Source organism: Streptomyces sp. enrichment culture, from assembly GCF_964272855.1.
Classification (GTDB): Bacteria; Actinomycetota; Actinomycetes; order Streptomycetales; family Streptomycetaceae; genus Streptomyces.
Window position 1 is genome coordinate 4,112,511 of the sequence record NZ_OZ186847.1, and the last position, 25,018, is coordinate 4,137,528.

General features: G+C 73.5%; 19 protein-coding genes. 10 read left to right on the forward strand and 9 right to left on the reverse strand.

The window, feature by feature from the left end; all coding sequences use genetic code 11:
* Positions 1 to 59: 59 nt before the first annotated feature.
* Positions 60 to 1,430 carry a hypothetical protein gene (locus ACSU6L_RS17770; RefSeq protein WP_437057970.1) on the reverse strand — a complete coding sequence of 457 codons (1,371 nt, stop codon included), beginning with the start codon at positions 1,428 to 1,430 and terminating at the stop codon, positions 60 to 62.
* Positions 1,431 to 1,650: 220 nt separating this feature from the next.
* Between ACSU6L_RS17770 and ACSU6L_RS17775 the strand changes: the two genes are divergently transcribed.
* Both ACSU6L_RS17775 and ACSU6L_RS17780 read left to right on the forward strand, forming a co-directional pair.
* A complete protein-coding gene (locus ACSU6L_RS17775) occupies positions 1,651 to 2,028 on the forward strand; it encodes a DUF6325 family protein (protein WP_385312829.1) in 378 nt (125 codons plus the stop codon).
* 43 nt (positions 2,029 to 2,071) lie between these two features.
* Entirely contained in the window at positions 2,072 to 2,377 is a 306-nt protein-coding gene (locus tag ACSU6L_RS17780; RefSeq protein ID WP_437057972.1) for an SHOCT domain-containing protein, read from the forward strand.
* Positions 2,378 to 2,400: 23 nt separating this feature from the next.
* On the opposite strand, the gene ACSU6L_RS17785 is transcribed toward ACSU6L_RS17780, so the two are convergent.
* Entirely contained in the window at positions 2,401 to 3,855 is a 1,455-nt protein-coding gene (locus tag ACSU6L_RS17785) for a DUF5933 domain-containing protein (protein WP_437064939.1), read from the reverse strand.
* Between the two features lie 323 nt (positions 3,856 to 4,178).
* Between ACSU6L_RS17785 and ACSU6L_RS17790 the strand changes: the two genes are divergently transcribed.
* Positions 4,179 to 5,387: an MFS transporter gene (locus tag ACSU6L_RS17790; protein WP_437057974.1), complete on the forward strand. Its 1,209-nt coding sequence runs from the start codon at positions 4,179 to 4,181 to the stop codon at positions 5,385 to 5,387.
* Between the two features lie 22 nt (positions 5,388 to 5,409).
* Here ACSU6L_RS17790 and ACSU6L_RS17795 read toward each other — a convergent pair whose 3' ends face one another.
* Positions 5,410 to 5,733, reverse strand: coding sequence for a DMT family transporter (locus ACSU6L_RS17795; RefSeq protein ID WP_437057976.1), 324 nt, complete (start codon positions 5,731 to 5,733; stop codon positions 5,410 to 5,412).
* Positions 5,730 to 6,395 carry an FMN-dependent NADH-azoreductase gene (locus ACSU6L_RS17800; RefSeq protein ID WP_437057978.1) on the reverse strand — a complete coding sequence of 222 codons (666 nt, stop codon included), beginning with the start codon at positions 6,393 to 6,395 and terminating at the stop codon, positions 5,730 to 5,732. The genes ACSU6L_RS17795 and ACSU6L_RS17800 overlap by 4 nt, the downstream gene beginning before the upstream one ends.
* Before the next feature lie 127 nt (positions 6,396 to 6,522).
* On the opposite strand from ACSU6L_RS17800, the gene ACSU6L_RS17805 reads away from it, so the two are divergent.
* Positions 6,523 to 7,080, forward strand: coding sequence for a TetR/AcrR family transcriptional regulator (locus ACSU6L_RS17805; RefSeq protein ID WP_437057980.1), 558 nt, complete (start codon positions 6,523 to 6,525; stop codon positions 7,078 to 7,080).
* Between the two features lie 452 nt (positions 7,081 to 7,532).
* The gene (locus ACSU6L_RS17810; RefSeq protein ID WP_437057982.1) at positions 7,533 to 7,820 is read left to right on the forward strand and encodes a DUF4190 domain-containing protein; all 288 of its coding nucleotides are present in this window, start codon (positions 7,533 to 7,535) and stop codon (positions 7,818 to 7,820) included.
* Positions 7,821 to 7,849: 29 nt separating this feature from the next.
* Here ACSU6L_RS17810 and ACSU6L_RS17815 read toward each other — a convergent pair whose 3' ends face one another.
* Entirely contained in the window at positions 7,850 to 11,977 is a 4,128-nt protein-coding gene (locus ACSU6L_RS17815) for a molybdopterin-dependent oxidoreductase (RefSeq protein ID WP_437057984.1), read from the reverse strand.
* Positions 11,978 to 12,352: 375 nt separating this feature from the next.
* On the opposite strand from ACSU6L_RS17815, the gene ACSU6L_RS17820 reads away from it, so the two are divergent.
* Complete coding sequence (locus ACSU6L_RS17820) at positions 12,353 to 13,975, forward strand: alpha/beta hydrolase (protein ID WP_437057986.1); 1,623 nt, start codon at positions 12,353 to 12,355, stop codon at positions 13,973 to 13,975.
* A gap of 54 nt (positions 13,976 to 14,029) precedes the next feature.
* Positions 14,030 to 14,884: a DUF72 domain-containing protein gene (locus ACSU6L_RS17825; RefSeq protein ID WP_437057988.1), complete on the forward strand. Its 855-nt coding sequence runs from the start codon at positions 14,030 to 14,032 to the stop codon at positions 14,882 to 14,884.
* Between the two features lie 20 nt (positions 14,885 to 14,904).
* Here the strand turns inward: ACSU6L_RS17825 and ACSU6L_RS17830 are convergent, their stop codons facing one another.
* A complete protein-coding gene (locus ACSU6L_RS17830; protein ID WP_437057990.1) occupies positions 14,905 to 15,636 on the reverse strand; it encodes a flavodoxin family protein in 732 nt (243 codons plus the stop codon).
* A 148-nt stretch (positions 15,637 to 15,784) separates the two neighbouring features.
* Between ACSU6L_RS17830 and ACSU6L_RS17835 the strand changes: the two genes are divergently transcribed.
* Positions 15,785 to 16,897: an ABC transporter substrate-binding protein gene (locus tag ACSU6L_RS17835; RefSeq protein WP_437057993.1), complete on the forward strand. Its 1,113-nt coding sequence runs from the start codon at positions 15,785 to 15,787 to the stop codon at positions 16,895 to 16,897.
* 31 nt (positions 16,898 to 16,928) lie between these two features.
* Here ACSU6L_RS17835 and ACSU6L_RS17840 read toward each other — a convergent pair whose 3' ends face one another.
* The gene (locus ACSU6L_RS17840) at positions 16,929 to 21,353 is read right to left on the reverse strand and encodes a CHAT domain-containing protein (protein ID WP_437057995.1); all 4,425 of its coding nucleotides are present in this window, start codon (positions 21,351 to 21,353) and stop codon (positions 16,929 to 16,931) included.
* A 66-nt stretch (positions 21,354 to 21,419) separates the two neighbouring features.
* Here ACSU6L_RS17840 and ACSU6L_RS17845 point away from each other — a divergent pair, with 66 nt between their 5' ends.
* Together ACSU6L_RS17845 and ACSU6L_RS17850 are read left to right on the forward strand one after the other, a co-directional pair.
* Positions 21,420 to 21,806, forward strand: a complete 387-nt coding sequence (locus ACSU6L_RS17845; protein ID WP_437057997.1) for a hypothetical protein — start codon at positions 21,420 to 21,422, stop codon at positions 21,804 to 21,806.
* A 5-nt stretch (positions 21,807 to 21,811) separates the two neighbouring features.
* Positions 21,812 to 22,654, forward strand: a complete 843-nt coding sequence (locus tag ACSU6L_RS17850; protein ID WP_437057999.1) for a hypothetical protein — start codon at positions 21,812 to 21,814, stop codon at positions 22,652 to 22,654.
* A 16-nt stretch (positions 22,655 to 22,670) separates the two neighbouring features.
* On the opposite strand, the gene ACSU6L_RS17855 is transcribed toward ACSU6L_RS17850, so the two are convergent.
* Positions 22,671 to 23,894: an NAD(P)/FAD-dependent oxidoreductase gene (locus ACSU6L_RS17855; protein ID WP_437058001.1), complete on the reverse strand. Its 1,224-nt coding sequence runs from the start codon at positions 23,892 to 23,894 to the stop codon at positions 22,671 to 22,673.
* Between the two features lie 133 nt (positions 23,895 to 24,027).
* Complete coding sequence (locus ACSU6L_RS17860) at positions 24,028 to 24,975, reverse strand: RNA polymerase sigma-70 factor (protein WP_073943078.1); 948 nt, start codon at positions 24,973 to 24,975, stop codon at positions 24,028 to 24,030.
* Positions 24,976 to 25,018: the final 43 nt, after the last annotated feature.

Here is a 25,018-nt window from a genome sequence, read left to right on the forward strand (position 1 = left end):
CATTCGGGATATCGGAGGGCGACTTGGCGGATGGCGCGGCCCTGTCCCGGCGTATGGCCTCAGCGAGCGGCGGCATCGGTGGGCGAGCCGGCCGGCGGTGGGGAACCGGGCGGGTGTGCGGAGCCGGCCGGTGCTGCGGAGGGGTCGTCCAGGAACTCGCGGATCGCGAGGGCCACCAGCGTGATCACCACGGTCCACACCACGACCGCCGTGGTCGGGTAGTGCCAGGTGAACAGGACGATCGCCGCGGCCACCAGGATGACGACGCCGATCCAGCGCTTGTAGCGATGGACGAACCGGCCGACCGGCCCCGTACGGAACCCGGCGGACGCCGCCACGTCGCGCAGACTGCCGATGCTCCTGCGGCAGCCCGTACGGGTGAGCACGGCGATCCGGGACGGGCCGGCGAGGAAGGCGCCGGCGGCGGTGAAGAGGGCGGCGGCACCGAGCGCCCGCACACCGGCCCGCAGGAACTTGATCAGCGCGTCGTACACCGTCCCCGCGGCCGCTTGGGAGGTGCCCGGCGGCAGCTGGTTGAGGTAGACGTCGCGGCCGACGGTGAGGGCGATGCCGAGGATCACCATGGCGGCGAAGACCGCGAGAGCCGCCCCGATCAGCGCGTGCCGGCGGTTGAACGCCACGTACACACCGGCGGCCGCCACCAGCAACGCGATCAGGGGCAGCCATCCGCCCAGGATCTCCAGCACCCTCACGTACGTCTTGACCTCGCCGATCTCCTTCGACGCGAACACCACGAAGTCGGTGTGGACCTCCGGGATCTTCGCGGCGGGCGAGAAGCCCGCGTCGACCAGCCGGGTCTTGACCTGCTCGACGATCGGGCCGATGTCGATGACGACCTGGTTGTCCTTCAGCTGGACGGCGGTGTCGGACTGACCCGTCAGGGCCTTGTCCAGCGCCGAGTGTGCCCGGCGGTTGGCGTCCACCCACACCTTCTCGAAGGCGCTGCTGGTGACGACCCGCTCCACCGCACCGCTGACCAGCTGCTTGAGCCCGCTCTCGATCGGGCCGTCCAGGTTCTTCAGCAGCTCGGCCGCCCTCGGCGGCACCCCCTGCTCCGACGCCGCGTCCGTGAGCTGGTCGACCAGCGCTTTCACGTCGACGTGCGACAGCACGGCGTCGGTGACCCGGTTGGTGACCGCCTGCTGTACGTCGGGGTCGCTCGCCAGCGGCCCGACGGTGGCGACGTAGCGGTCCGTGTCCTGCACGATGCTGTTCGCCCACACCGCGACGACGGACAGCAGCGACAGCAGCGCCGCGAGGAGGATCAGCAGCACCGAGCCGATCGAGCGGAACGGGTGATGCCGCCGCGGCGGCGTGGCGGCGCCCTCCAGGGCGGTCACCCGGCTCCGCAGTTCGTCCAGCTCGTTGCGCTCCCGGGCCGAGAGTTCTTCGTCACCGGTATCACTCATGGCCACCAGCAGATTCGCGCGGCAGGGAGCGCGCGACCCAGGCGTATCAAGCGGGTGAACGGCACACCGGGGTGCGGACGCCGCGGGCCGGTGCTGCAATTGTGGCGAGGGGGGACGTCACTGGCGGCAGCCCATGCGCACCAGAGGTGGCACCGTGACCGACGAAACAGCAGAAGTGGGCCCGATCGACTACCTCGTCGTCGAGTTTCCCGGCAACCGGATGACAGGCGAGGGATTCCCCATCCTGGTGGACCTGGTCGACCGCGGCCTCATCCGCATCCTCGACCTGATGTTCGTCAGGAAGGACGAGGACGGAACCGTCACCGGCATGGAGATCGCCGACCTCACCGGTGACGGCGCACTCGACCTGGCCGTCTTCGAGGGCGCGTCGTCCGGGCTGCTGGGCCAGGACGACCTCGAGGAGGCGGCCTCCGTGCTGGAACCCGGCAGCTCCGCCGGCGTCCTGATCTACGAGAACGTCTGGGCCGCGCCCTTCGCCGCCGCCCTTCGCCGGGGCGGTGCCCGGCTGGTCGCCTCCGGGCGGATCCCGGTGCCCGACCTCCTCGCCGCCCTCGAAGCGACCGAGGCCGCGCAGTGAGCGCGGCCACCGATCACGGCTGACGGACGAGAGAGAGACTGCCATGCCAGGTCTTCTCCGCGGAGTGGCGCGGACTGCCGTCGTCGCCGGGACGGCGACCGCCGTGTCGAACCGTGTCTCCCGCAGACAACAGGGCCGATGGGCCGCACAGCAGCCCCACGCGTACGAAGCGCCCGCGCCGCAACCGGCGTCCTACGCCGAGCCGGCGGCCGCCCCGGCTGCCGCCCCGCCGGTCCCCGACATGACCGACAAGATCGAGCAGCTGAAGCAGCTCGGCGATCTCAAGGCCCAAGGGGTGCTCACCGAGGCTGAGTTCCAGGAACAGAAGCGACGGGTCCTGGAAGCCTGACCTAGCCTGACCTCGGTCGGTCGTCAACGCCCGGCGTCGACGACGTCGGGCGCCGAGGCCGAGGGCGGCGTATCCCCGGCAGTCCCCCCGGCAGCCGGTTCGACCGGCTCGGGCTCGGGGCCGCGCGCCGCGGGTACCACGGGAGGCGTGGGCAGGCCTCCCGCTTCGGGTACCGCTTCGGCTTCGGCTTCGGCTTCGGCTGCCCAGCGTGCGGTGGTCCGGACGTAGCCGTAGATCACCGAGGCCATCGCCAGGATGAGGAGCGGCCCGAACAGCCACGGGAGCCTGGCCATCGCCGTCGGCAGGTAGCGGTACGACACCAGGAGCACCGCGAAGACGGTCACGCCGTAAGCGACCAGCCGGGTTCCCGAGCGGTCCCAGCCGTGGTCGAGCGCGCGCAGGGCCGCCTCGATGGTGAGGACGAACACCACGCCGGCGACGAGGTCCACGCCGTAGTGGTAGCCGAAGCCGAGCGTCGCGCAGAGGGTGGCGACCAGCCAGAACGTTCCCGCGTGGCGCAGAATGCGTGAGCCCTTGCGGGTGTGGATGAAGATCGCGGCGGCCCACGCCGTGTGCAGGCTGGGCATGCAGTTGCGCGGGGTGGCCTCGTCGAACGGTATGGGGTGCGGGGTGCCGATCGGTGGGGGCGTCGTCGGCCAGATCTCGGCCACCGCCCACTGCCGGGTGGGCCAGGTGTCCGCCCACAGGCTGACCGACGCCCAGTGCTCGGTGCCGGTGCCGAAGGCGAAGATCGGCCCGACCACCGGGTAGATCATGTAGACGGCCGGTCCGAGGAGGCCGATCATCAGGAAGCTGCGCACCAGGTGGTGGCGGGGGAAGCGGCGCTCGATCGCCACGTGGCGCAGCTGGTACAGGGCGACGATGACGGCGGCCACCGGGAGCTGGCCGTAGACGAAGTCGAGGGTGTTGAAGCCGATCGGACCGGTGGCCTCGACGATCCGGCCCACCAGCCAGGACGGGTTGCCCAGTGCCTGGTCGGCGGTCGCCACGTACTCGTCGAGCACGGTGGGGCGGGTCTTCGCGGTGATGAGCAGCCAGGTGTCGCCGGTCTTGCGGCCGGTCATCAGCAGCAGGCCCAGCCCGACGCCCTTCAGCAGCAGCGCGCGTTCCCGGCCGGTGCGGCGCGTGACGGCGAGGACCGCGCATCCCAGCATCACCAACAACGCGCCGTTTCCGAAGGGATGACCCTCGGTGATCTTGGTGTCGGTGGCCCACCGGACGAGGAGGAAGGCGAGATCGATGCCGATCGCGGCGGCGATCGCGACGAGCCGCTGCCGCCAGGTGAGCACCACCATCATCAACGCCATGCTGGCGTACAGCAGACCACCCGATTTGGGCGGGAAGATCACTTCTCGCGCCTGGTTGGTGATCGGCCCCGGCACGCCGTAACGCCGCGCGGCGACCTCCAGCGCGACGAGGAATCCGAGGGTCACCACACCCGCGGCGGCCCACAGGATCGTCCGGGGCCGCCATATGGAGGGCGCGCTTTCGCCGTCTGTTCGCGAAGACACCCGCGATGCTCTAGGTATCAATTGTTCGACCAATTTTCCGGTGAGCGACGGGCGATAACGGTGTTCGTCGCGAGTTCGAACATGCTAGCGGAGCGCTGCCGGCGTGACGCGGGCCGACGGCTGAACACCCTGCCACGCCCGGCACGTCCCCGATGGCCGCGTCCCGGTGGAAGACCTAGGGGGTGTCTCGTCGATCAGGCCGGATCAGGGAGCGGTGCCAGGCGCCGCGAGCCCGGCATGATCGGCGAGACGCCCCCTAGCGTCGGACCATGCACCCGCCGCGCGGCGAGCCGGCCGGAGAAACGGTGCCCGGCCTGGGCGCCGGGCCGGTGGTGCTGGCCTGGCTGACGCAGTTCCTGGTGGGGACCGACCTGTTCGTGGTGGCGCCGTTGCTCCCCCACATCGCCGCGTCCTTCGACGTCTCCACGGCCGGCTCCGGTCTGCTGGTCACGGCCTTCTCCGTCGCGTACGTGGTGGCTTCGCCGTTCGCCGGCCGGCTCTCCGACCGATGGGACCGCGCCACGGTCCTGGTGGTGGCCCTGGTGCTGTTCTCCGCGGCCAACGCCGGTACCGCGCTGGCGCCGGGCTTCGGCGCGCTGCTGGCGGCTCGCGTGGTGGCGGGCGTCGCGGCCTCGGCGACCGGGCCCACCGTGTACGCCCTCGTCAGCACCCGTGCGCGGCCGCGGGCCCGGGCGCAGGTGCTGGCCGTGGTGGGGTCGGGGCTGCTGACCGCCCTGTGGGTGGGCGCGCCGGCCGGGTCACTGCTGGGGCGGTACGTGGGCTGGCAGGCCGCCTTCGTCATCCTGGCCGCCGGCACGTTCGTACTGGCGTTCCCTCACGCGTTCGTGTGGCGGGCCCGTCCCGTCCCGGCGGACGCCGGCCCGCCGGGAGTGCCGCAGAGGGCCGGGCGCCCCGGGACGGGCGTCGCCGTGTGCGCCGTCGCGGTGACGGCTCTGTGGGCGTTCTCCGTGTACAGCCTCTACACCTTCCTGGCGGTCGCGCTGCACGCCGACGGCAGGAACACCGCCGTGACCTGGCTGCTGGTCGTCTACGGCGTCGGTGCCGTCGTCGGCGGGCAGTTGGGCGGGCGGTTCGCCGACCGGGCCGGGCCCGTGCGGGTCACCAGGACCGCGCTGGCGCTGACGGCGGTTCTGGAAGCCGTCGTGGCCCTGGTCTTCCCCGTCACGTGGGCGCTGGCCTGCGCGCTGGCCCTGTTCGCACTGGCCGCCTACGCCTTCTTCCCCGCCCAGCAGCGTCATCTGGTCGACCTGTTCCCCGAGCGGGCGACGGCCATGCTGTCGTGGAACAACGGGGCGCTGTTCGTGGGTCTGTCCCTGGCCGGTGCCGTCGGCGGGCAGATCGTGCACGCCCGGGACTACCCGGCGCTGCTGTACGTCGGCACCGCCGTGGCGGTACCGGCGTGCCTCGTCGCCCGGGGGAGGCCCGCTCGGGCCCGTGCGCGGGAGGAAGGGCCGTGACGGGCGAACCGGCCGCCGGCCGTCAGGCGTCCGGCGTGGTCGCGCGGGCCAGGGCCACGCCTCCGATGATCAGGCCGAGCGCGACGACACGGCCCAGGTTCACGGGGTCCTTGTGGAGGACGACGCCCAGGGTGATGGCGCCGGCCGCGCCGATGCCGGTGAACACCGCGTAGGCCGTGCCGACGGGCAGCCCCTTCATGGCCAGGGACAGCAGGTAGACCGCGACGGCCGCCAGGGCGACGGAGACGAGCGTGGGCAGCGGGCGGGTGAAACCGGCCGTGGGCTTGATGCTCTGCGACCACGCGACTTCGACCAGGCCCGCGGCGACGAGCAGCAGCCAGCTCACAGCGACCGTCCGATGTCCCGGGCCGCGGCCAGCGCGGCGGCGTGGGACGCGTCGTGGGCCTCGCGGCGGGCGGCGAGCGCGGGGTCGACCCGGGAGTTGACCAGTTCGGTGCCGAGGAAGGTCATCGCCTCGCCGGGTACCGCGAAGTGGCCGGTGAGGAAGTCACGCAGATAGCGCTCCTGGTGGTCGTGCGGGTGACGCGGGGTGCCGGGCCCGTACGCCCCGCCGCGCGCGTAGGCCACGACGAAGCGCCGTCCGGCCAGCGACATCTTCGGGAAGGTGACCTGGTCGATCCACGCCTTGAGCGACGCCGGGACGGAGAAGTTGTACATCGGGGTGGCGATGAGTACGGCGTCGGCGGCGACGAGTTCGTCGAGCAGCGGCTCCACGACGGCCCAGGCCTCGGCCTGGGCGGGGGTGCGCACCGCCTCCCGGTACCGCGCGATGTCGGTGATCCGGTGTTCCAGCACGTAGTCGCACAGCTCGGTCCACGCCTCGGCTATCTGGGGAACCGGGGCGAGCGCCAGGTCGCGGTGCAGGTACCTGCCGTCGGGGCGGGACGACCGCCAGGCGGCGGCGACGGCGTCACCGATCTCTCGGCTGAAGGACCGGCGGCGGGCGCTGGCGTCGAGGTGCAGCAAGGTCTGTGCGGGGGTGGCCATGGGATGACTCCTGCCTCATGGAGAAAACACGGAGCGTCAACCGGACGGGGTGTCCGGTTGCGTGGACGACTGCAGCAACCGGACGCCGCGTCCGGTTATTCCGGCGGGCTCACGTAGGCTGGCTCCCGTGGAGACGAAGGAACGCGCGGACGCCGCACGGAACCGGGCCAAGGTGCTCGACGCGGCAGCCCGGTTGTTCGCGGCCGGGGACCCTCGCGCGGTCACGATGGAGGACATCGCCCGCGCCGCCGGCGTCGGCCGGGGCACGCTCTACCGGCGCTACCCGGACGTCACCTCGATCGCGGCGGCGCTCCTCGACGAGCACGAACGGCTCCTGCAGGGCGAGCTGTTGCGGGGCGCGCCCCCGCTGGGGCCCGGTGCGCCGCCGCGCGAGCGCCTGGCCGCCTTCTTCACGGCCATGATCGATCTGCTGGAGCAGCACGGCCATCTCGTCCTGGGCGCCGAGGCCGGAGCGAAGCGCTTCGCCGTCGGCGCCTACGGCTTCTGGCGCGCCCACGTCCTCGCGCTCCTGCGGGAGGCGGGCACACCCGACCCCGAAGCCCTCGCGGACGCGCTGCTGGCGCCGCTGGCACCCGAGGTCTTCCTCCATCAGCGCGGTCAGGGGCTGTCGACCGACCGCCTCAAGACCGCGCTGACCCGGCTCGCCCACGCGGCCACGCCCTGACCGGCGGACTGCCTGGCCTGGGCCTCGGCCAGCGCGCCGCGGCGCTGCTTATCGCCCTCACCGGTCAGCCGGGCCCGCTCCGCCTGCGCAGTCCGTCGAGGAGCCCGTCCAGCACTCCGTCGAGGACGAGGGACAGCATGAGGAGAACGGCCCCCGTGAGGCCGAGACCCCGAAACCAGGCCATCCGCGCTCACCGCCTTCCCATGCGGTCCCTGCCCTGCTCCCCCGTTGCGAACGCATGTTCACACGCCGGTGCCGCAGGCCGCATTGCCTGCTTCCGGCAACCTTCCGGTGCTTTTCATGCCGCCCGCCGACGCACACGACGTCGGCACGCGGCGTCCGCACACACGGCGCAGGCATGGAAGCGGCCCGCAGGGGGACTCGTGCGGCACGTCAACAGAAAGGTCCATACGGCCCGTTCGGTCCGTGCCATCGACAATCGGGAGTATGCAATGACGAGTTACGGCAGTTCCCCTGCCACGTCCTCCGGATCGCGCACCAACGGCCTGGCGATCGCGAGCCTGTGCTGCGGCATCGTCGGACTGTTCTTCCTGAACATCGTCCTGGGCCCCCTGGCCATCGTCTTCGGCGCCGTCGCCCGCCGTCAGGCAGGGGTGAAGAACGGCGCCGGAATGGCGAAGGCGGGCATCATCCTCGGCGTCGTCGACATCGTCCTCTGGCTCGTGCTCCTGGCCCTCGCCGCCAGCAACGACGGGTTCAGCTGGTACGTGGGCGGCTAACGGCGGCACCGCCGGTGATGTCCCCTCGGTCAGTACACGTCACGCACGTAGCGCTTGTCGGCGGCGAGCTGTTTGACGTACGCCGCCGCCTCGTCCTCCGCGAGGCCGCCGTGGACGGCGGCGATCTCGCGCAGGGCGTCGTCGACGTCCTTGGCCATGCGGGAGGCGTCACCGCAGACGTAGAAGCGGGCGCCGTCCCGCAGCCACGACCACAGCAGCGGGCCGTGCTCACGCATCCGGTCCTGGACGTAGATCTTGGCGCGCTGGTCGCGGGAGAAGGCGGTGTCCAGGCGGGTGAGGGTGCCGTCGGCCAGGAAGGCGGCCAGCTCCTCCTCGTAGTAGAAGTCGGTCGCCCGGTGCTGTTCGCCGAAGAACAGCCAGTTCGGGGCGCGGTGGCCACGGGCCCGGCGTTCCTCCAGGAAGCCGATGAAGGGCGCGACGCCGGTGCCGGGGCCCACCATCACCGCCGGTGTGGCCGGGTCGGCGGGCGGGCGGAAGTGCGGCGCCCGCTGGACGCGGACCGGCACCGGGGTGCCCGGCTCGGCGTCGGCGAGGAAGGGCGAGCAGACGCCCTGGCGGGGGCGGCCGGCCAGGTTCTCGTAGCGGACGACGGAGACGGTCAGCGACACCAGGTGGGGGTCGGTCAGCGGGCTGGAGGATATGGAGTACAGGCGGGGCTGCAAGCGCCCCAGCGCGTCCGCCCACTCCTGTGCCCCGGCCCGGATGCCGAACTCGGCGACCACGTCGACGGCCTGCCGTCCCCAGGACCAGCGGGCCAGCTCGCCCTTGTTGTCCGGACGCAGCAGCTTGCGCAGCTCGCGCGGGTCGCGGGCGCGGTCGGCGGCGAAGCGCAGCAGGCCGGGTGTGACGCGTGTGATGTCGAGCCGGCGCAGCAGGGCCTCGGCGAAGGGCATGTCTCCGGCGTTCCCGACCCGCACGGCCGCGTCCGCGTCCAGGCCGGTGACGGCCAGCCACTCGGCCACCAGCTCCGGCTGGTTGGCCGGGTGCACGGCGAGGGCGTCCCCGGCCTCGTAGACCAGCGGGGTGTCGCTGTCCCTCGTGTCGAAGGTGAAGCGGCGGACCTCCTTGCCCGCGCCGGGCAGGCTGAGCAGGCGGTTGCCGGTGAGGCGGGCGGTGACGGGAGCGGGCCGGCTCGGCCGGGGGGCCGCCGGGGCCGGTGCCGGCAGTGCGGGGCGGCTGTCCGTCAGCGCCGTACGCACCTGTTCGAGCCAGGCCTCGGCCTCCGTCTCATAGTCCGGTTCGCAGTCGGTGCGCGGCGCCAGCCGTACCGCGTCCAGTTCCTCCATACGGCGGTCCAGGCGCCGTCCGTGGCCGCAGAAGTCGTCGTAGGAGGAGTCGCCGAAGGCCAGCACGGCGTACCGCCTGCCCTTCAGACGCGGGGCGTCGGGCGCGGCGAGGGCGTCCCAGAAGCCGGCGCCGTTGTCCGGGGCGTCGCCGTCGCCGAAGGTGCTGGTGATCAGCAGCAGGTCGGCGTCGGACGGCAGCGCGGCAAGGCTCGCATCCGCCATGGGCAGCAGGGCGGCGGGGTGGCCGTCCGCGGTGAGCCGCTCCGCCGCCGCGGAGGCGAACTCCTCGGCGTTCCCGGTCTGCGACGCCCACAGGATCACGACCTGGCGGCGTGGGGCGGCGCCGGACGGGGCGGTCGCCGACGGGCCGCCGCCGACGCCGGACGCGGGGGACGTCTCGGCCCTGGAGTACATCCCGGCCAGCACGCCGTTCACCCACAGGGCGTGCTCGGGGCTGAACGGGGCGTCGGGCGGCAGCACCGGCACGCCGGGGGCGCCCGAGGGGATGCCCGCCAGGAAGCCGGTCAGGTACCGGCGTTCGTGTTCGGCGAGGACCGGCGGCGGGGGCGCGGGGTCCAGCCCGAACGGCGCGAGCGCCGCCGTGGCCGGGGCCGGAGCCGCTGCCGGGGCCGCTGATACGGCCGACGCGCCCGCCAGTGCCGGGATCTGAACGGTCACCGCCGTGGCCGCCTTCGTCAGCGACACCGCGCACACCTTGAACTCCGGCTGGTACGACAGCGGGTCGACGGCGTCGCTCGTCACCGCGTTGACGCTCAGGTACTCCCCGAACAGGTCGTTCCAGTGGAACGGCGCGAAACAGCAGCCCGGCCGCACCCGGTCGGTGACGACGGCGGGCAGCACGGCCCGCCCGCGCCGCGAGGCGACCTCCACCGAGTCCCCGTCGGCGAGGCCCAGCCGGGCCGCGTCGTCCGGGTGCACCTCGACGAAGGGCCCGGGGTCGAGCTTGTTCAGCTTGGCGACCTTGGCCGTCTTGGTCAGCGTGTGCCACTGGTGCTGTAGGCGGCCGGTGTTGAGCACGTACGGGTAGTCGTCGTCGGGCATCTCCGCCGCCGGGAGGTGCGGGCGGGCGTGGAACACCGCGCGGCCGGTGGCGGTGGGGAAGACCGGCGCCCCGCCCGCGGCGTCCGCGCCGACGTACCGGATCGGGTTGCGGTCGGGGCCGTCGGGGCTCGCCGCCGGCCACTGCACGGGTGTCTCCCGCAGCCGCTCGTAGCTCACGCCGCGCAGGTCCCAGCCGGTCACCGGGTTCCAGGCACGCTTGATCTCCTCGAAGATCTCCTCGGCGCTGTCGTACGCGAAGCCATGCTCGTAGCCCATCGCGCGGGCCACGGCGGCGATGAGCCGCCAGTCCGCGGTCGCCTCGCCGGGCGGGTCGGCGGCCGGGCGGGCGAGGGTGAGGTTGCGTTCGCTGTTGATCAGAACGCCCTCGGTCTCGGTCCACAGCGCGCCGGGCAGGACGACGTCGGCGTACGCGTTCGTCTCCGTGTCGGCGAACACGTCCTGCGTGACGACGAACTCGGCCGCCTCCAGGCCCTCGATGACCGTCCTGCGGTTCGCGACGGAGGCGACCGGGTTGGTGCAGATGATCCAGCACGCCTTGATGTCCCCGTCGGCCATCCTCCGGAACATCTCGACCGTGCCCTTGCCGACGCCGTCGGCGCGCAGGGTCCCCGGCTCCAGCTCCCACAGTTCCTCGACGAAAGCCCGGTCGGCGTCGACGAGGACGGAACGCTGCCCGGGCAGCCCCGGCCCCATGTAGCCCATCTCCCGGCCGCCCATGGCGTTGGGCTGGCCGGTGAGGGAGAACGGCCCGCTGCCGGGGCGGCAGATGGCGCCGGTGGCGAGGTGCAGGTTGATCAGGGCGTTGGTGTTCCAGGTGCCGTGGGTGGACTGGTTCAGGCCCATCGTCCAGCAGCTCGTCCACTCCCCCGCCTCGCCGATCAGCCGGGCGGCCTCGCGGATGTCGTCCTCCGGGAGGCCGGTGAGCTCCGCGACGGTGGCGGGCGGGTAGTCGGCGAGGAAGGCGGGCATCGCCTCCCAGCCCTCGGTGTGCGCGGCGATGAACCCGTCGTCGGTGCGGCCGTTCGCGTGCAGCAGGTGCAGCAGCCCGTTCAGCAGGGCGAGGTCCGTGCCCGGCTCGATCTGCAGGAACAGGTCGGCCTTGGCGGCGGTGGCGGTGCGCCGCGGGTCGACGACGATCAGCTTGGCGCCCGCCGACCTCACCCGCTCCATCATCCGCAGGAAGAGGATGGGATGGCAGTCGGCCATGTTGGAGCCGATGACGAGGAACAGGTCGGCCTTGTCGAAGTCCTGGTAGGAGCCGGGCGGCCCGTCGGCGCCCAGCGACAGTTTGTAGCCGGTGCCGGCGCTCGCCATGCACAGCCGGGAGTTCGACTCGATCCGGTTGGTCCGCAGGTAGCCCTTGGCCAGCTTGTTCGCCAGGTACTGGGCCTCCAGGCTCATCTGCCCGGAGACGTAGAGGGCGACCGCGTCGGGGCCGTGCTCGTCGACGATCGCGCGGAGCCGGCGGGCGGTCTCCTCGACGGCCACCGCCACGGACGCGGGCCGCGGCTCGTCGCCGCGGTCCGGCCGGACGAGCGCGGTGGTCAGCCGCCCCGGCGCGGCGAGCATGTCCGCGGTGGTCGCGCCCTTGGTGCACAGCCGGCCGAAGTTCGCCGGATGCTCCTTGTCGCCCGTCGCCTTCAGGACCGTACGCCGCCCGTCCGGTCCCGCGCCGACGTCGAGGACCAGGCCGCAGCCCACACCGCAGTACGAGCAGACCGTCCGCACCTTCGTCGTGCCCTCGCTCCGCGAGCCCGGCGCGGCCACGGGCGCCTCCCTTGCTGTGCTAGGGCCTGTCTGACAATTCCCGTCGTTCGCCCGAAGGGCGGTCCCCGCGGCGTCTGGTGCGTGTGATCGCAAGGCGCCGGGAATTGTCAGACAGGCCCTAGGTCCGATCCCGCCTGGCCCGACCGTACGAACCGCGCATTACGCCGGTGTCTCCGCGCCCGATCACGAGGGGTTACGCCCGTCGCACAGGGCCGGGCGGACCGGTGTGAGCGGCGGCCGCGCCGGTCGGCGGCGGCTCCGCCATTCGGCGGTGTCCGGCTCGCGGGCCGCTCCGGGCAGCGGTGATGTTGGCACGGACGCGTGCCGTCGTCCGCACCGGAGTGGCGTCGGGCGCTCGGACGTGGAGGACAAGGCATGCACATATCCGGACTGGTGGCGGGCCGCCGGCGGACCCGTGCCGTGGCCATCGCCACGGCGGTGACCTGCTCGATGGCCCTGGCCTGGCCGAACCTCGCCGCGGCCGGCGGGCCGACGCCCGCGGAGCCCGCGCCGGAACTGGGCTGGAAGCCCTGCGTCCAGGGCAGTCCGTTCGACTGCGCGACCGCGAGGGTGCCGCTGGACCACCTCCACCCCGGCGGTCGCACCGTCGACCTGGCGGTCGTCAAGCGGAAGGCGACCGACCCCGGACGGCGCATCGGCACCCTTTTCTTCAACCCCGGCGGACCCGGCGGGCCGGGCACGGTCCAGATGCCGCAGGCGTACGAGAAGTTCCCGCGGGAGGTGCGGGAGCGGTTCGACATCGTCAGCTGGGACCCGCGCGGCGTCGGCAGCAGCACCGCGGTGAACTGCTTCGGCAGCTCCGATGAGGCCGCCGACTGGGCCGTCGGCAAACCGGCGGGCGTACCGGTGGGCGAGAAGGAGCAGAAGGCGTGGACCGCCGCGTACCAGGACCTGGGCCGGCGCTGCGAGCGGCGCGACCCCGAGCTGCTGCGGCACGTGTCGACCGCCGACACCGCGTACGACCTCGAACACCTCCGCCAGGCGGTGGGTGACCCGCAGCTCACGTACCTCGGGGTCTCCTACGGGTCGATCCTGGGCGCCACCTACGCCAACCTCTTCCCCGGCAAGGTCCGCGCCATGGTCCTCGACAGCAACTGGGACCCGCGGGCGTGGACGGACCAGGGCTCCGACGACCCCCGGAGCGCGGCGTTCCTGCGCCTGGGCTCGGACCGCGGAGCGGCAGCGGTCCTGGACGAGTTCCTCGCCCTGTGCGGAGCCGCCACCACCGACCGCTGCGCCTTCTCGGCGGGCGGCGCGGACGCGACCCGGAAGAAGTTCGACACGCTGATGCGGCGGCTCCAGGAACGTCCCGTGGGGCCCTGGACGTACGGACTCACGGTCAGCGACGTGGTGAACGGCCTCTACCTCGTCCAGCCCGGCTGGACGGACCTCGCCGGCCGGCTGCAGGCCCTGTGGCAGGGCCGCTCCCCGCAGCCGACCCAGCTCCCGCCCCCGCCGCCGGTCCCGAACCCGAACCCGTACCTCGGTGACGAACAGGCCGGCGCGGTGTTCTGCGCCGACAGCCCCAACCCGCGTGACCCCGGCGCCTACCGCGCCTTGGAGAAGACCGCCGTCAACCGTGCGGGGGACCTCGGACGCCACTGGGCCTGGGCCGGGGCGGCGTGCGCAGGGTGGCCGGCGGTCGCCGCCAACCGCTACCGCGGCCCGTGGGACAAGGCGACGGCGAACCCCGTCCTGGTGGTCGGCACCACCGACGACCCCTCCACTCCCTACGCGGCCTCGCAGGCCATGGCCGGGCAACTCGCCGACGCCCGCCTGCTCACCAACAAGGGGTACGGGCACACCGCGCTGTACAACCCCAGCACCTGCGTCCGCACCCACGAGAGCCGCTACCTCGTCGACGGCACCCTCCCGCCGCCCGGCACCACCTGCGAACAGGACACGCCGCCCTTCTCCACGTCCAAGCCGCAGGGTGGTGTCGCCACCGGCGGGGGCGGGACGGCCGACACCCCCTAGGGGGCGTCTCGCGCCGGAGTGCACGATCGCGGGCGCGGCGGGTAACCGGACGGCATGGGTGACATCCTCGTGGGCACGTGCTCGTGGACCGATCGGGCGCTGGTCGGCAGCGGCTGGTACCCGGCGGGGCGGCGGGACGCCGAAGGGCGGTTACGGCACTACGCCGAGCGGTTCCCGGTCGTGGAGGTCGACTCGGCCTACTACGCCCTCCCCGGCGAGCGGAACAGCCGCCTCTGGGCGGAGCGCACGCCGGAGGGCTTCCGTTTCGACGTGAAGGCGTTCTCCCTTCTCACCGGGCACCCCACGGGGAGCGCGGCGATGCCGGACGGCCTGCCCGCCGACAGCCGCGACCCGGGAGTGCTCGACGAGGTGTGGGCCCGCTTCGCCGCGGGGACCGAACCGCTGCGGCGGGCCGGACGGCTGGGGAGCGTGCTGTTCCAGTTCCCGCCGTGGTTCCGTCCCGGCGCGCGGGCCGAGGCGTTTCTCGCGCGGACCGCCCGCCGTACGGAAGGGTGGCCCGTCGCCGTCGAGTTCCGGCACCCCGGGTGGTGGCGGGAGGAGCAAGCCGGGACCACGCGCGCGCTGCTCGCGCGGTACGGCATGGCCGCGGTCGCCGTGGACATGAACCGGTCGCTGCCGTCGTCGATACCGCCCGTGGTCCCGGTCACCTCGCCGCGGCTGTCCGTCGTACGGTTCCACGGGCGCAGCGCCGCCTGGGGAACCGGCAGCAAGGAGGACCGCTTCCGCCACACCTACGACGACGCCGAATTCGCCGAATGGCTCCCCCGCCTGCGCCACCTCGCCGAGCGGACCGAGCAGCTCCACGTCCTGTTCAACAACTGCTGCGCCGAGGCGGCGGTACGGGCCGCCGAGGCGATGACGCGACTGCTCGGGGCGAGCCCGGCATGATCGGCAAGACACCCCCTAGGTCAGCGGTGCTCGGGGTTGTCCGCGCCGGCCCGGCACCCCGCGTCCCACTCCGAGCGCTGATTGCCGTGGGCGGGGACGCCTCCGGCGCGCTTCAGCAGGGCCGCGACGTGCATCAGGTTCCAGGTCATGAAGGACGTGTTGCGGTTGGTGAAGTCGTTCTCCGGACCGCCCGAGCCCGGGTCGAGATAGGACGGGCCGGGGCCGGCCGCGCCGATCCAGCCGGCGTCCGCCTGCGGCGGGATCGTGTAGCCGAGGTGCTGGAGGCTGTAGAGGACGTTCATCGCGCAGTGCTTCACACCGTCCTCGTTGCCGGTGATCAGGCATCCGCCGACCCGGCCGTAGTAGGCGTACTGCCCCTGTGAGTTGAGCAGGCTGGAGCAGGCGTAGAGGCGTTCGATCACCTTCTTCGTCACGGAGCTGTTGTCGCCCAGCCAGATCGGGCCGGCGATGACCAGGATGTCCGCGGCCATCACCCGCTCGTACAGCGCGGGCCACTCGTCGGTGGCGAAGCCGTGCTCGGTCATGTCCGGGTAGACGCCGGGTGCGATGTCGTGGTCGACGGCCCGGATCTCGGACGTGGTGACCCCGCGCGACATCATGATCTCCGCGCTCTTGTCGATCAGGCCCTGGGTGTGACTGAGCTGCGGGGACGGTTTGAGGGTGCAGTTGACGAAAAGGGCGGTCAGGTCGTCGAAGCGGTGGGGGCCGTCGGAGGAAGGTGTGGCTGTCATGGGTGCAGCGTCTCGCGCGGAGTCGGATTTGCACCGTTTCGACACAGGTCGGCGGTCAGGGGTCCGGCATGGTCGTCAGGGCGCGGATCTGGAAGGCTGATCTTGGGCTGACGGCAGCCGGATCGTCGACACAGGGGGACGCCGACACGTGAACACGCCATCATCGCGACTCGCGGCGGAACACGCCGACGCGTCAACCGTCAGGATCGGGGCTCTCGTTCCGCTGACTCCGCCCGGCTGGGTCGAGGCGGGCCGGCATCTGCTCGCCGGTCTCGAACTGGCCGTCGGCGAAGTCAACGACGCCGGCGGGATCGGCGGACGGCCGCTCGAACTGGTGGTGCGGGACACCGCCGCCGATCCGCGGAAGGCCGCGGCGGCCGTGGACGAACTGGCCCGCCTGGGCGTGGCCGCGCTGGCCGGGGAGTACCACAGCGTCGTCGCCCGTGCCGCCGCCGCCAGGGCCGACGCGCTCGGCCTGCCGTTCCTGTGCTCGTCGGGGGTTCTCGACGCGCTCACCGACGAGCCGACGGACCGGGTCGCGCGCCTCGCCCCGGCGCAGTCGCACGGCTGGCGGCTCTACGCGGACTTCCTCCTCGGTGCGGGCCACAGCCGCATAGCCGTGGCGACCCAGCCGAGTGTCTACTGGGCGTCAGGGACCCGCATCCTCCGCGAACACCTCGCTCCGCGCGGCGGCACCGTCGTCGAACTCGACGCGAGCACCCTCACCCCCGCGGCCCTGTGCGACGCGCTCGTCGACAACCGCGCGACAGCCCTCCTGCTGCTGGCCGGCTTCCCGGAACCGGCCGTACCGATCGTCAGGGCCGTCCGCCGCGACCAGCGCCTCGCCGACGTCCTGCTGGGTGCTCCGGCCGGGCAGCCGGAGTTCTCCGAATGGGCGGCCCTGCTGGGCGCCGACGGCGCCGGGGTCCCCTTCCTGCGCTACCTGCCCGAGCAGTTCGGCCCGCTCGGCACGCGAGTCGGGACGGCCCTGCGTGAACGGCTGGCGGAAGCGCCCTCCTTCGTCGCGTTCGAGGGCTACGACACGGTCACCGTCCTCGCCGACGTGCTGCGTGCCCACGGACCGGACCGTGCGCGCATCGCCGGATCCTGGCCGCGCGTCGCCGTCGAGGGCACCCGCGGGAAGATCCGGTTCTCCCGCACGCCCGGCATCAGCGTCTGGCAATGGGTCTGGCCGCCCGCCCAGGTCGTGGACCGGGACCCGGCGCAGCCCGACCGCTTCCGGGTCCTGCACGCCGGCTGATCCCCCCCACGGCCGCGGACCCCGCACCCCGCTACGCCCCGGCGTGCACGTACGCCGCCCAGATGTGCGGGCGGTCGGGGATGCGGCGGCGGAGCTGGCGGAGGGTGGTGTGAAGGGCGTGGGCGGGGGTCAGCGGGGCGGGGGCCGTCGTGTGCCGGTAGAAGGCGCGGGTCACGTGGTCGGCGTGGGTGCTGTCGATCTTCCACAGGGTGCCGACCGCTGCGGGGAAACCCGCCAGTAGGAAGGAACTGGTGATGTGGATGGCCTCGTCGGTCAGGCGCTCGGGGGTGCGGGCGGTGCCGCAGGCCGCCAGGAAGGCCAGCCGGGCCGAGCGCGGGCGGGCCCGGCAGATCTCCAGGACGGTGACGGACTCGCCGCCGGGGAGGTGCAGGAGCGCGCCGGAGGGTTCCGTCGGGTCGGTGGCGGCGTGGCAGCCGAAGTGCGCCCATGAGGTGTCGTGGAGCGCGGTGAGCACGGCCTCCCGGGTCGCCGCCGCGCCGATCAGCGGCCGCGGAGCGCCGAGGAGGGCGGCGGCGTGCTCGGTGGCCGCCGCGACCCCGGGGAGGTCGTCCTCCGGGGCGGCGACCAGGAGGGCGCTGCCGTGGCCGGCCGTGTCGCGGTCCCGGGCGCGGGCACGGGCGTAGGCCAGGGTCTGCAGGCCGGGCACGTACGACGACACCACCGCGTCGAGTGCGGCGCCGCACCCTTCGAGCGGGCAGTCGGGTGCCGTGCACTGGGCGGCGTGCAGGGGCAGGGCGCTGAAGGAGCCGGTCGGCACCCACCAGACACGCGGCCACTCCGTGTCGCGGGCGACGGGGGCCGCGGAGCCGACCAGCTCCAGGACCGGCCGCACGATCTTGTGCCAGGTCCACGCCAGCGTCTCCCGGACCGTGTTCCCGGCGGCGACGAGCTGGAGCGGGGACGGCCGCGCCGTGCCCTGCGCGTTGATGGCGTCGACCGCGTCCCGCAGCCGCCGTGCCGTCTCGGCGATCTCGTCGGCCTCGGCTTCGAGGGGCAGGGCGGTGATCGCCCGGTCGGTGACGACGAGGGCGTGGCAGTAGCGGTTGCCGCCGTGGTTGAGGACGATCACGGGTCCGTCGGCCGCGAGCTCCCTCAACCGGTCGGCGACGAGGGGCCGTAAGAAGCCTTCGAAGCCGGGGAGTGTTCGGATGCGCTCGATGAGGGCGTCGAGTTCGCGGGAGGCGCGCAGGCCGGCCAGCCGGGCCCACTCGGCGGTACCGGCGCCGGCCGTGTCGGGCCGCGCGTCCAGCTCCTCGGTGAGCCGCTCGAACTCGTCGGCGAGCCCGGGGTGCGCCAAGCGCAGGTCGCCGATGTCGGCGCGGGCCTCGATCCGCCGGGCGAGCAGCAGTCCGCGGCCGCGTTCCAGCAGCTCCAGGGCGCGGTCGACGTCCGGGCCTTCGAACGTGACGTCCAAGGCGCCCGGCGGTGCGGGCGGGACCCGGCCCGCCTCCGCCTCACGCAGCGCCTCCTCCACGGTCTCCAGGTACGCGGGGATCCGGGCGGCGTACTCGCGGCCCTGGAGAGTGCACAGGACCAGCTCGGTGATCGACCTGATGTCCCCCTCGAACGTCGACAGACCGTGCTCGGCGGACGCCTGGTCGCTGCCCCGGTCGGTGAGGCCGGCCATGGCCTCCACACCCGCTTCGAGATGGTCCAGGGCCAGGTCGACACGCGGTCGTTCCCCACCCAGCGCACCGGCCGCGGCGCCGATCTCGCCGTGGGCCCGCATCCACACCGGGACCCCGGGGTCGCGCCACGCCCCGGGGGACGCCATGCCGTCCAGGCGGGCCGCCAGCGGGCCGAGGAGGGCGGAGAGCAGGTCCTGCGAGGCGTCGTCCGCGGGGGCGCCGTCCTCCTCTGTGCCGGGGGCGTCCGGCGGGCGGGGGTCGGTGATCGTCTCCGGGAGGCGGCCCCGGCCGATCAGGTCGAGGAACATCCGCATGGTGGCGCCCACGTCGACCGGAGAGCCCGGCGGCGTCTCCTCCGTGAGGACGCCTGTCAGCTCCTCCGCCTCGGCCAGCAGGGCCTCGGCCCGCCGCGGTTCGGACACGCGGAGCGCGAAGGCGCGCTGCGCGAGCGCCCGGCCGAGGGTCATCGCGATCATCGGCCGCATCGGGTGCCCGGGCCGGCACCTGGCGTAGGTCGCCCGGCACTGGTCGACCAGGGCGTCGGTCAGGTCCAGGCGCGGGCCGCCGCCCGGTCCCACGGTCTCCACGAGGTCGGCGTAGGCATCGCCCATCAGGTCGTACCAGGGCACCTCGTCCCCCGCGGGCGCGGCGCGTACGACGTCCCGCATCCGGTGGGCGATCTGCCGGGCCCTCTCCAGCTGGGCCGGTTCATGGCCGAAGAGGTAGTTCTGGAGGGCGTTGTGGAACTCGGTGCGGGCCGCCATGAGTTCCAGGTCGGTCTGCGACACCGCCGGGTCGTCCGGTCCGGGCTCCCCCTCCACGGCGGGCAGGAGCGGTGCGCCGGGCGCCGAGGCGAGCAGGTACGCCGCCTCACGCGCGCCCTCCGCGTCGAAGCCGCGCATCGACAGGACGGTGAGCGCGTCCGCGAGCGTCCGGTCCGACCCGGGCGGCAGGTCGGAGGCGTTGGCGCGGGCGTAGCGCATCAGCTCGACGATCTCTTCGAGCGTGGCGATGTCGGGGCGGACGGCGGCGCGGGCGGACAGGGCGTTGGCGAGCGCGGCGGCGAGGTAGGGGCGCAGGGTCGCGTCCTTCTCGCCCAGGCCGTCGAGGAGTTCCCGGATGATCTCGATGTCGTCGTCGAGGGTGTCGCCGTCCAGCCGGACGTCGGCCGCGCGAAGCAGCTGCTCGACCGCCGCGCGGGTCTCGTCGTCCAGATCGCCGGTGCCGTCCGGACCCGCCGCGCCGACCACCATGACGGCGACGGGCAGCGCGGCCTCGTACATGCCGCGCCGCAGCAGGTCGGCGGCGAGGAAGCCGTCCGGTGCGCCGTCCGTCGCCTCCCCGGTCAGCTCCCGGCACTCCGCCGCCAGCAGGTCGGCCCGCGCGGGCGCGCCGCCGCGCAGCGCCTGCGCCCGCATTCCGGTCAGTGCGGCGAGTACGGCGACGTAGGCGCGGCGGTTCGGGCGGTCGGCGGGGAGGGCGGCGAGAGCGGTGCGGTAGCGGGCGATGCGCTCGTCGGCGGTGTCGTCGGGCTCGAACCCGGCGGCCAGGTCGGCGATCTCGATGTCGATGTCGACGGGGGCCGGGCCGCCCTCGCCGTCGCCCTCGCGCGCGGTGTGTTCCCGGTACTGCCCGACCAGGCGCCCGATCAACGACCGTACGTGGTCCAGGTCGCCCGGGTCCTCGCTGCGGCTCAGCTCCTGGAACTCCTGGTAGGTGGCGAACATTTCCCGTTGCTCGTCGCTCAACGCACCGGACGAGGACAGCAGTCCGGCTGCTTCGAGGGCGGCCTCCTCGTCGTCCCGCTCCATCGCGAACGCCGCGAGTGCCCGGCCGAGGGCGGTGGTGACCGCGCTGTGCGCGGGGTGGTCGGCGGGGGTGCCGTCGAGGGCCGCGCGCAGCCGTCGTACCGCGCAGGCCATACGGCCCGCGTCGTGCTCGGCGATGCCCGCGTCGGCGATGGCCGCGCCGACGTGCAGGTCGCGCTCGCCGGGCCAGGTGAGGGGCTGGGCGGCCAGCAGGCGCAGGAAGCGCAGGCCTTCGGCGGTCTCGGGGGTGAGGGCGCCGTCCGGCGCGGCCGCGACCACCTCTTCGACGAGGGCGAGCGGGGGTGCGCCGAGCAGCCGTGCCGCGTCGACCACCGTGCGCAGGGTCGCCGCGGCGACGTCCCGCGCCACGTCGGGTTCGAACAGGTCCGGTCCGGCGGTGGCGAGGCGCGTGCACACCGCCCGCCCGTAGCGGGCCGCGGCTGCCAGTCCGTCGGGGTCCGCCGCCCGCTGGAAGCGGGCCAGGTGCAGGTCGTGGGCGTGGACGGCCAGCTCCACGAAACCCGCGTCGTCCTCGGGACGTACGTACTCGAGTGCCGTGTCCGACCAGGCGAGCGCCGACTCCAGCGCGGTGTCCCGCTCCCGCTCCGGCCCTTCGGCCACGGCCTCGGCGAACACCGAGCTCATCAGGTGGGCGAACCGCGCGTCATGGGACGGGTCGGCGGGATCGAAGCCCTCCCTCAGGGCCTCGGGGAGCCCGGTGGGGTCGGGGACCCGCGGGCACAGGAAGCCGAAGGTGCCGAACACGACGGTCAGGTTCCGCGCCGCGTCGGGGTCCTCGGCGCCCAGGTGACGGAACCAGAAGGTGAAGAAGACGGCGGCGAGCGGGTCCAGGTCGATCAGCTCGTCGGGCGACGGCGCGACCTGCCGCAGCAGGGCCAGCGCGTCGGCCACCGCCTCCTGATCGCGCAGGACCGCGGGATCGCGGGCGTTCTGAGCCGTGAGGATGCGTGCGACCACTCGTTCCCGAAGCTCGGACATCGTTCTTACATTAGTCTGACTGACTGTCAGAGAGCAGTCGTTCTCAGGACTTCCGGGGAGGCCGTCGTGGCGGACGGGGCGAAGGCGCGCAGGGTGTACGAGGACGCCGTGGAATACCTGTGCCGCAATGCCGGGGAGCTGCGCCCGTTGATCGCCCCTGCCGTCTGGGAGTCGGCCTTCCCCGTCGTACGGGACGCCGACCCGGCCGGCCCCGAGTGGCGGGACGCCGTACGCGCCCTGCACGACGCGGTCGAGTCGGCCGGGATTCCGAACGGGCTCGGGCTGCCCGCCACCATGGGCGTGGGCGACTGGCCCGGCGCCCCCACACCCCGGTCGTCGGGCTGGGTCTGCCCCACGAGCCGCTGCGCCCGCGTCGAACTGCGGGACGGCGCCTCCGCCCCGACGCCGTCCTGTGCGCTGGGCGGGGGCCCGATGCGCCTGGTGGACGGCTGACGGCGGTGGGGCTCCTCGTCGAACTGCAGAAACGCATACCGGACCGCTGGTTCCTGCGACGGCTGCTGCCCGCCGCCCTGTTCGTCGTGGTGGCGGTCGTCGGCGGCGGGGAGCTGGGCCACGCCCACTGGGACGACATCGCGCTCGCCCGGGAACGGATCGCCGACGCGCTGCGGACGGGCGGCGGTCTCTCGGCGGACGCCGTCGCCTCGGTCGTGCTCTTCGCGGTGCCGGTGGTGGCGGCCGCGTTCGCGGTGCCCTACGCCGGGGCCGCGATCGGGGCGCTGTCGTCCGGGGCCTGGCCGTGGTGGCTGATGCCGGTGGGCCGGCGGGTGACGGCCTGGCGGGTACGCCGCTGGGTCGAACCGGACACCCTGGCCAGGGATTCCGTGCGGGCGCGCGCCGCGGGCCGCGCGCTGCGTGCCGACCGGCTCGACGCGCGGGCGGCCCGCGCCCGGGCGGCCGGGCCGCCCGAGTCGCCGACCTGGTCGGGGGACCGGTTCCGCCGCACCGAGGCGAACGTCGCCCAGGACACCGGCGGCGACGTCGTGACCGGCTGGACCGCGCTCCTGCTCGGCGCGCAGGACCCGTCCCGCGCCGCGCTGTCCGAGGCCCGCGACGCCTACGACGCCGCCTGCGAGGCCCTGGCCTGGAGCCTCGCGTTCACCGTGCTCGGCGCCTGGTGGTGGCCCGCCGCCCCGGCCGGCGTCCTCCTCGGCCTGGCCTCCTGGCGCTCGCTCCGCCACGCGGTGCAGGCGCTGTGCCGCGTGACGGAGGCAGCGTTCACCGTGCGGGAGACGGAGCAGCCGCCCTGCCAGGCCTTGGGCCGCGGCACCGCCCAGCCCTGATCCCGGGCCGTGCACGTCAGAGCGTCGCCTCGGCGGTCGCCTCGGACCTCGCCCCGACCGGTGAACCCGTCCGGGCGGGGTCCGTCACCACGGGGCGGCGGCGGCCCAGCACTCCGAAGGCCGGGTGGGCGACGGCCCAGGCCGCGCCCTTGCAGATCACTTCCTTGTAGAGGGCGGCGAGGCGGCCGGTGAGGGCCGCGTCGACCGAACGGTCGTCGGCGGTGACGTACTGGATGAGGCCTTCCTTGCGGCCCAGCGAGATGCACTGGTTGAAGTAGCGCAGCGGCACGTTCGGGAGCTTCCCGCCGGTCAGGCGGGCCGTGATGGCGTCGGCGGCCTGCCAGGCCATGGGGGTGCCGGTGGCGCAGGACATGCGCAGCGGCTTGTCGCCGGGGCCCATCGCCATGGCCGCGTCGCCGACGGCGTAGACGTTCGGGTGGGAGACGGAGCGCATGGTCCCGTCGACCACGATCTGGCCGGTTCCGGTGACCTCCAAGGTGGTGGCGCGGGCGATCGGGTGGACGGCGAAGCCGGTGGTCCACACGGTGACCGCGGCGGGCAGGGACGTGCCGTCGGCGGTGGTGACGCGGTCGGCGCCGACGGCGGTGACGGCGGTGTGCTCGTGCGCGGTGATGCCGAGCTTGCCGAAGACCTTCCGCAGGTGGCCGCGGCCCTTGGGCGACAGCCAGTCGCCGAGGCCGTCGCGGGCCACGAGGGCGACGTCGAGGTCCGGGCGGGACTCGGCGATCTCGGTCGCGGCCTCGATGCCGGTGAGGCCGCCACCCACCACGACCACGGGCTGCCCGGCGTCCAGGCGGGCCAGGCGTTCCCGCAGCCGGAGGGCTCCGGGACGGCTCGCGATCTCGTGGGCGTGCTCGGCGGTGCCGGGGACCCCCTGGTCGTTCCAGCCGCTGCCGAGGGCGTAGACGAGGGTGTCGTACTCCATCAGCTCTTCGGTGCCGTCCGCGTCGGTGACGGTGACCGTGTCGTGGTCGGCGTCGACACCGGTGACCTTCGCGAGCTTCAGCTCGACGCCGGTGCCGGCGAGCAGTTCGCTGAAGGGGCGCGGCCTGAGGTCCTGGCCGGTGGCGAGCTGGTGCATCCGGACCCGCTCGACGAAGTCGGGCTCGGCGTTGACGAGGGTGATGGCGACGTCCTCACGGCGCAGCCGCCTGGCCAGGCGCCCGGCGACGCCGGCTCCGGTGTATCCGGCTCCGAGAACGATGACGCGGTGCTGCATTTTCGGCTCCTGTCTGCGCGGGTCCGGCCCTTGTCGTGCGCGGTTTCGCACCTTGAACCGGGCAGCCCGCCGTTTCCTGACAGGAAGGAGATGTGAAGCACGTCACATGGCGGTCAGGCGGCCGCGCGGAACATCAGAACGCCGAGCGGAACAGCGGTTCGCCGTGGTCGGTGGCCGCCCACACCCGGGTCGCGCGTTCGAGCTTGTCGGGGTTGACCTGGTTGCGGAACCCGGCGATGCCCTCGGCCGTGACCTCCAGGCACATGACGCCGATGACCCGGCCGTCGAGGACCACGACGACGGCGGGGTCGCCGTTGGCGGTCGTGGCGTACACGTCGGGCGAACCGCCGACCAGGGCGCGCTTGGCCTTGCCGGGCTTGAACAGGCCCCGCATGAACTTCGCGACCGCGAGAGCGCCCTCGAACGCCTTCGCGCGGGCCGGGACCTTCCCGCCGCCGTCACCGATCGAGACGGCGTCGGAGGTGAGCAGCCGCACGAGCGGTTCGGTCTGCCCGCTGGTCGCGGCCGCCAGGAACTCCTCGACGATCCGCCGGGCGGCGGCCTCGTCGATCTCGGTGCGGGCCCGGCCGGCCGCGACGTGCTTCCTGGCACGGTGGAAGATCTGCTGGCTGGCGGCCTCGCTGATGTCGAGGATCGCCGCGATCTCCCGGTGCGGGTAGTCGAACGCCTCCCGCAGGACGTACACCGCCCGCTCGTTGGGGGAAAGCCGCTCCAGCAGCGTGAGCACCGCGAACGAGACCGCCTCGCGCCGCTCGGCGGTGTCGGCGGGGCCCAGCATCGGGTCCCCGGCGAGCAGCGGCTCGGGCAGCCACTGGCCCACGTAGGTCTCGCGCCGCGCGCGGGCCGAGGTGAGCTGGTTGAGGCACAGGTTCGTGAGCACCTTCGTCAGCCAGGCCTCGGGTACCTCGACGCGGTCGACGTCGGCGGCCTGCCAGCGCAGGAACGTCTCCTGCACGGCGTCCTCGGCCTCGCTCGCGGAGCCGAGGAGACGGTAGGCGATGGCCTCCAGACGCGGCCTGGAAGCCTCGAACCGGTCCACGTCGTTCATGGTGAGGGCCATGGGCCGGATCCTAGTACGGGCCTCCCGGCCCCCGGCGGTGGTG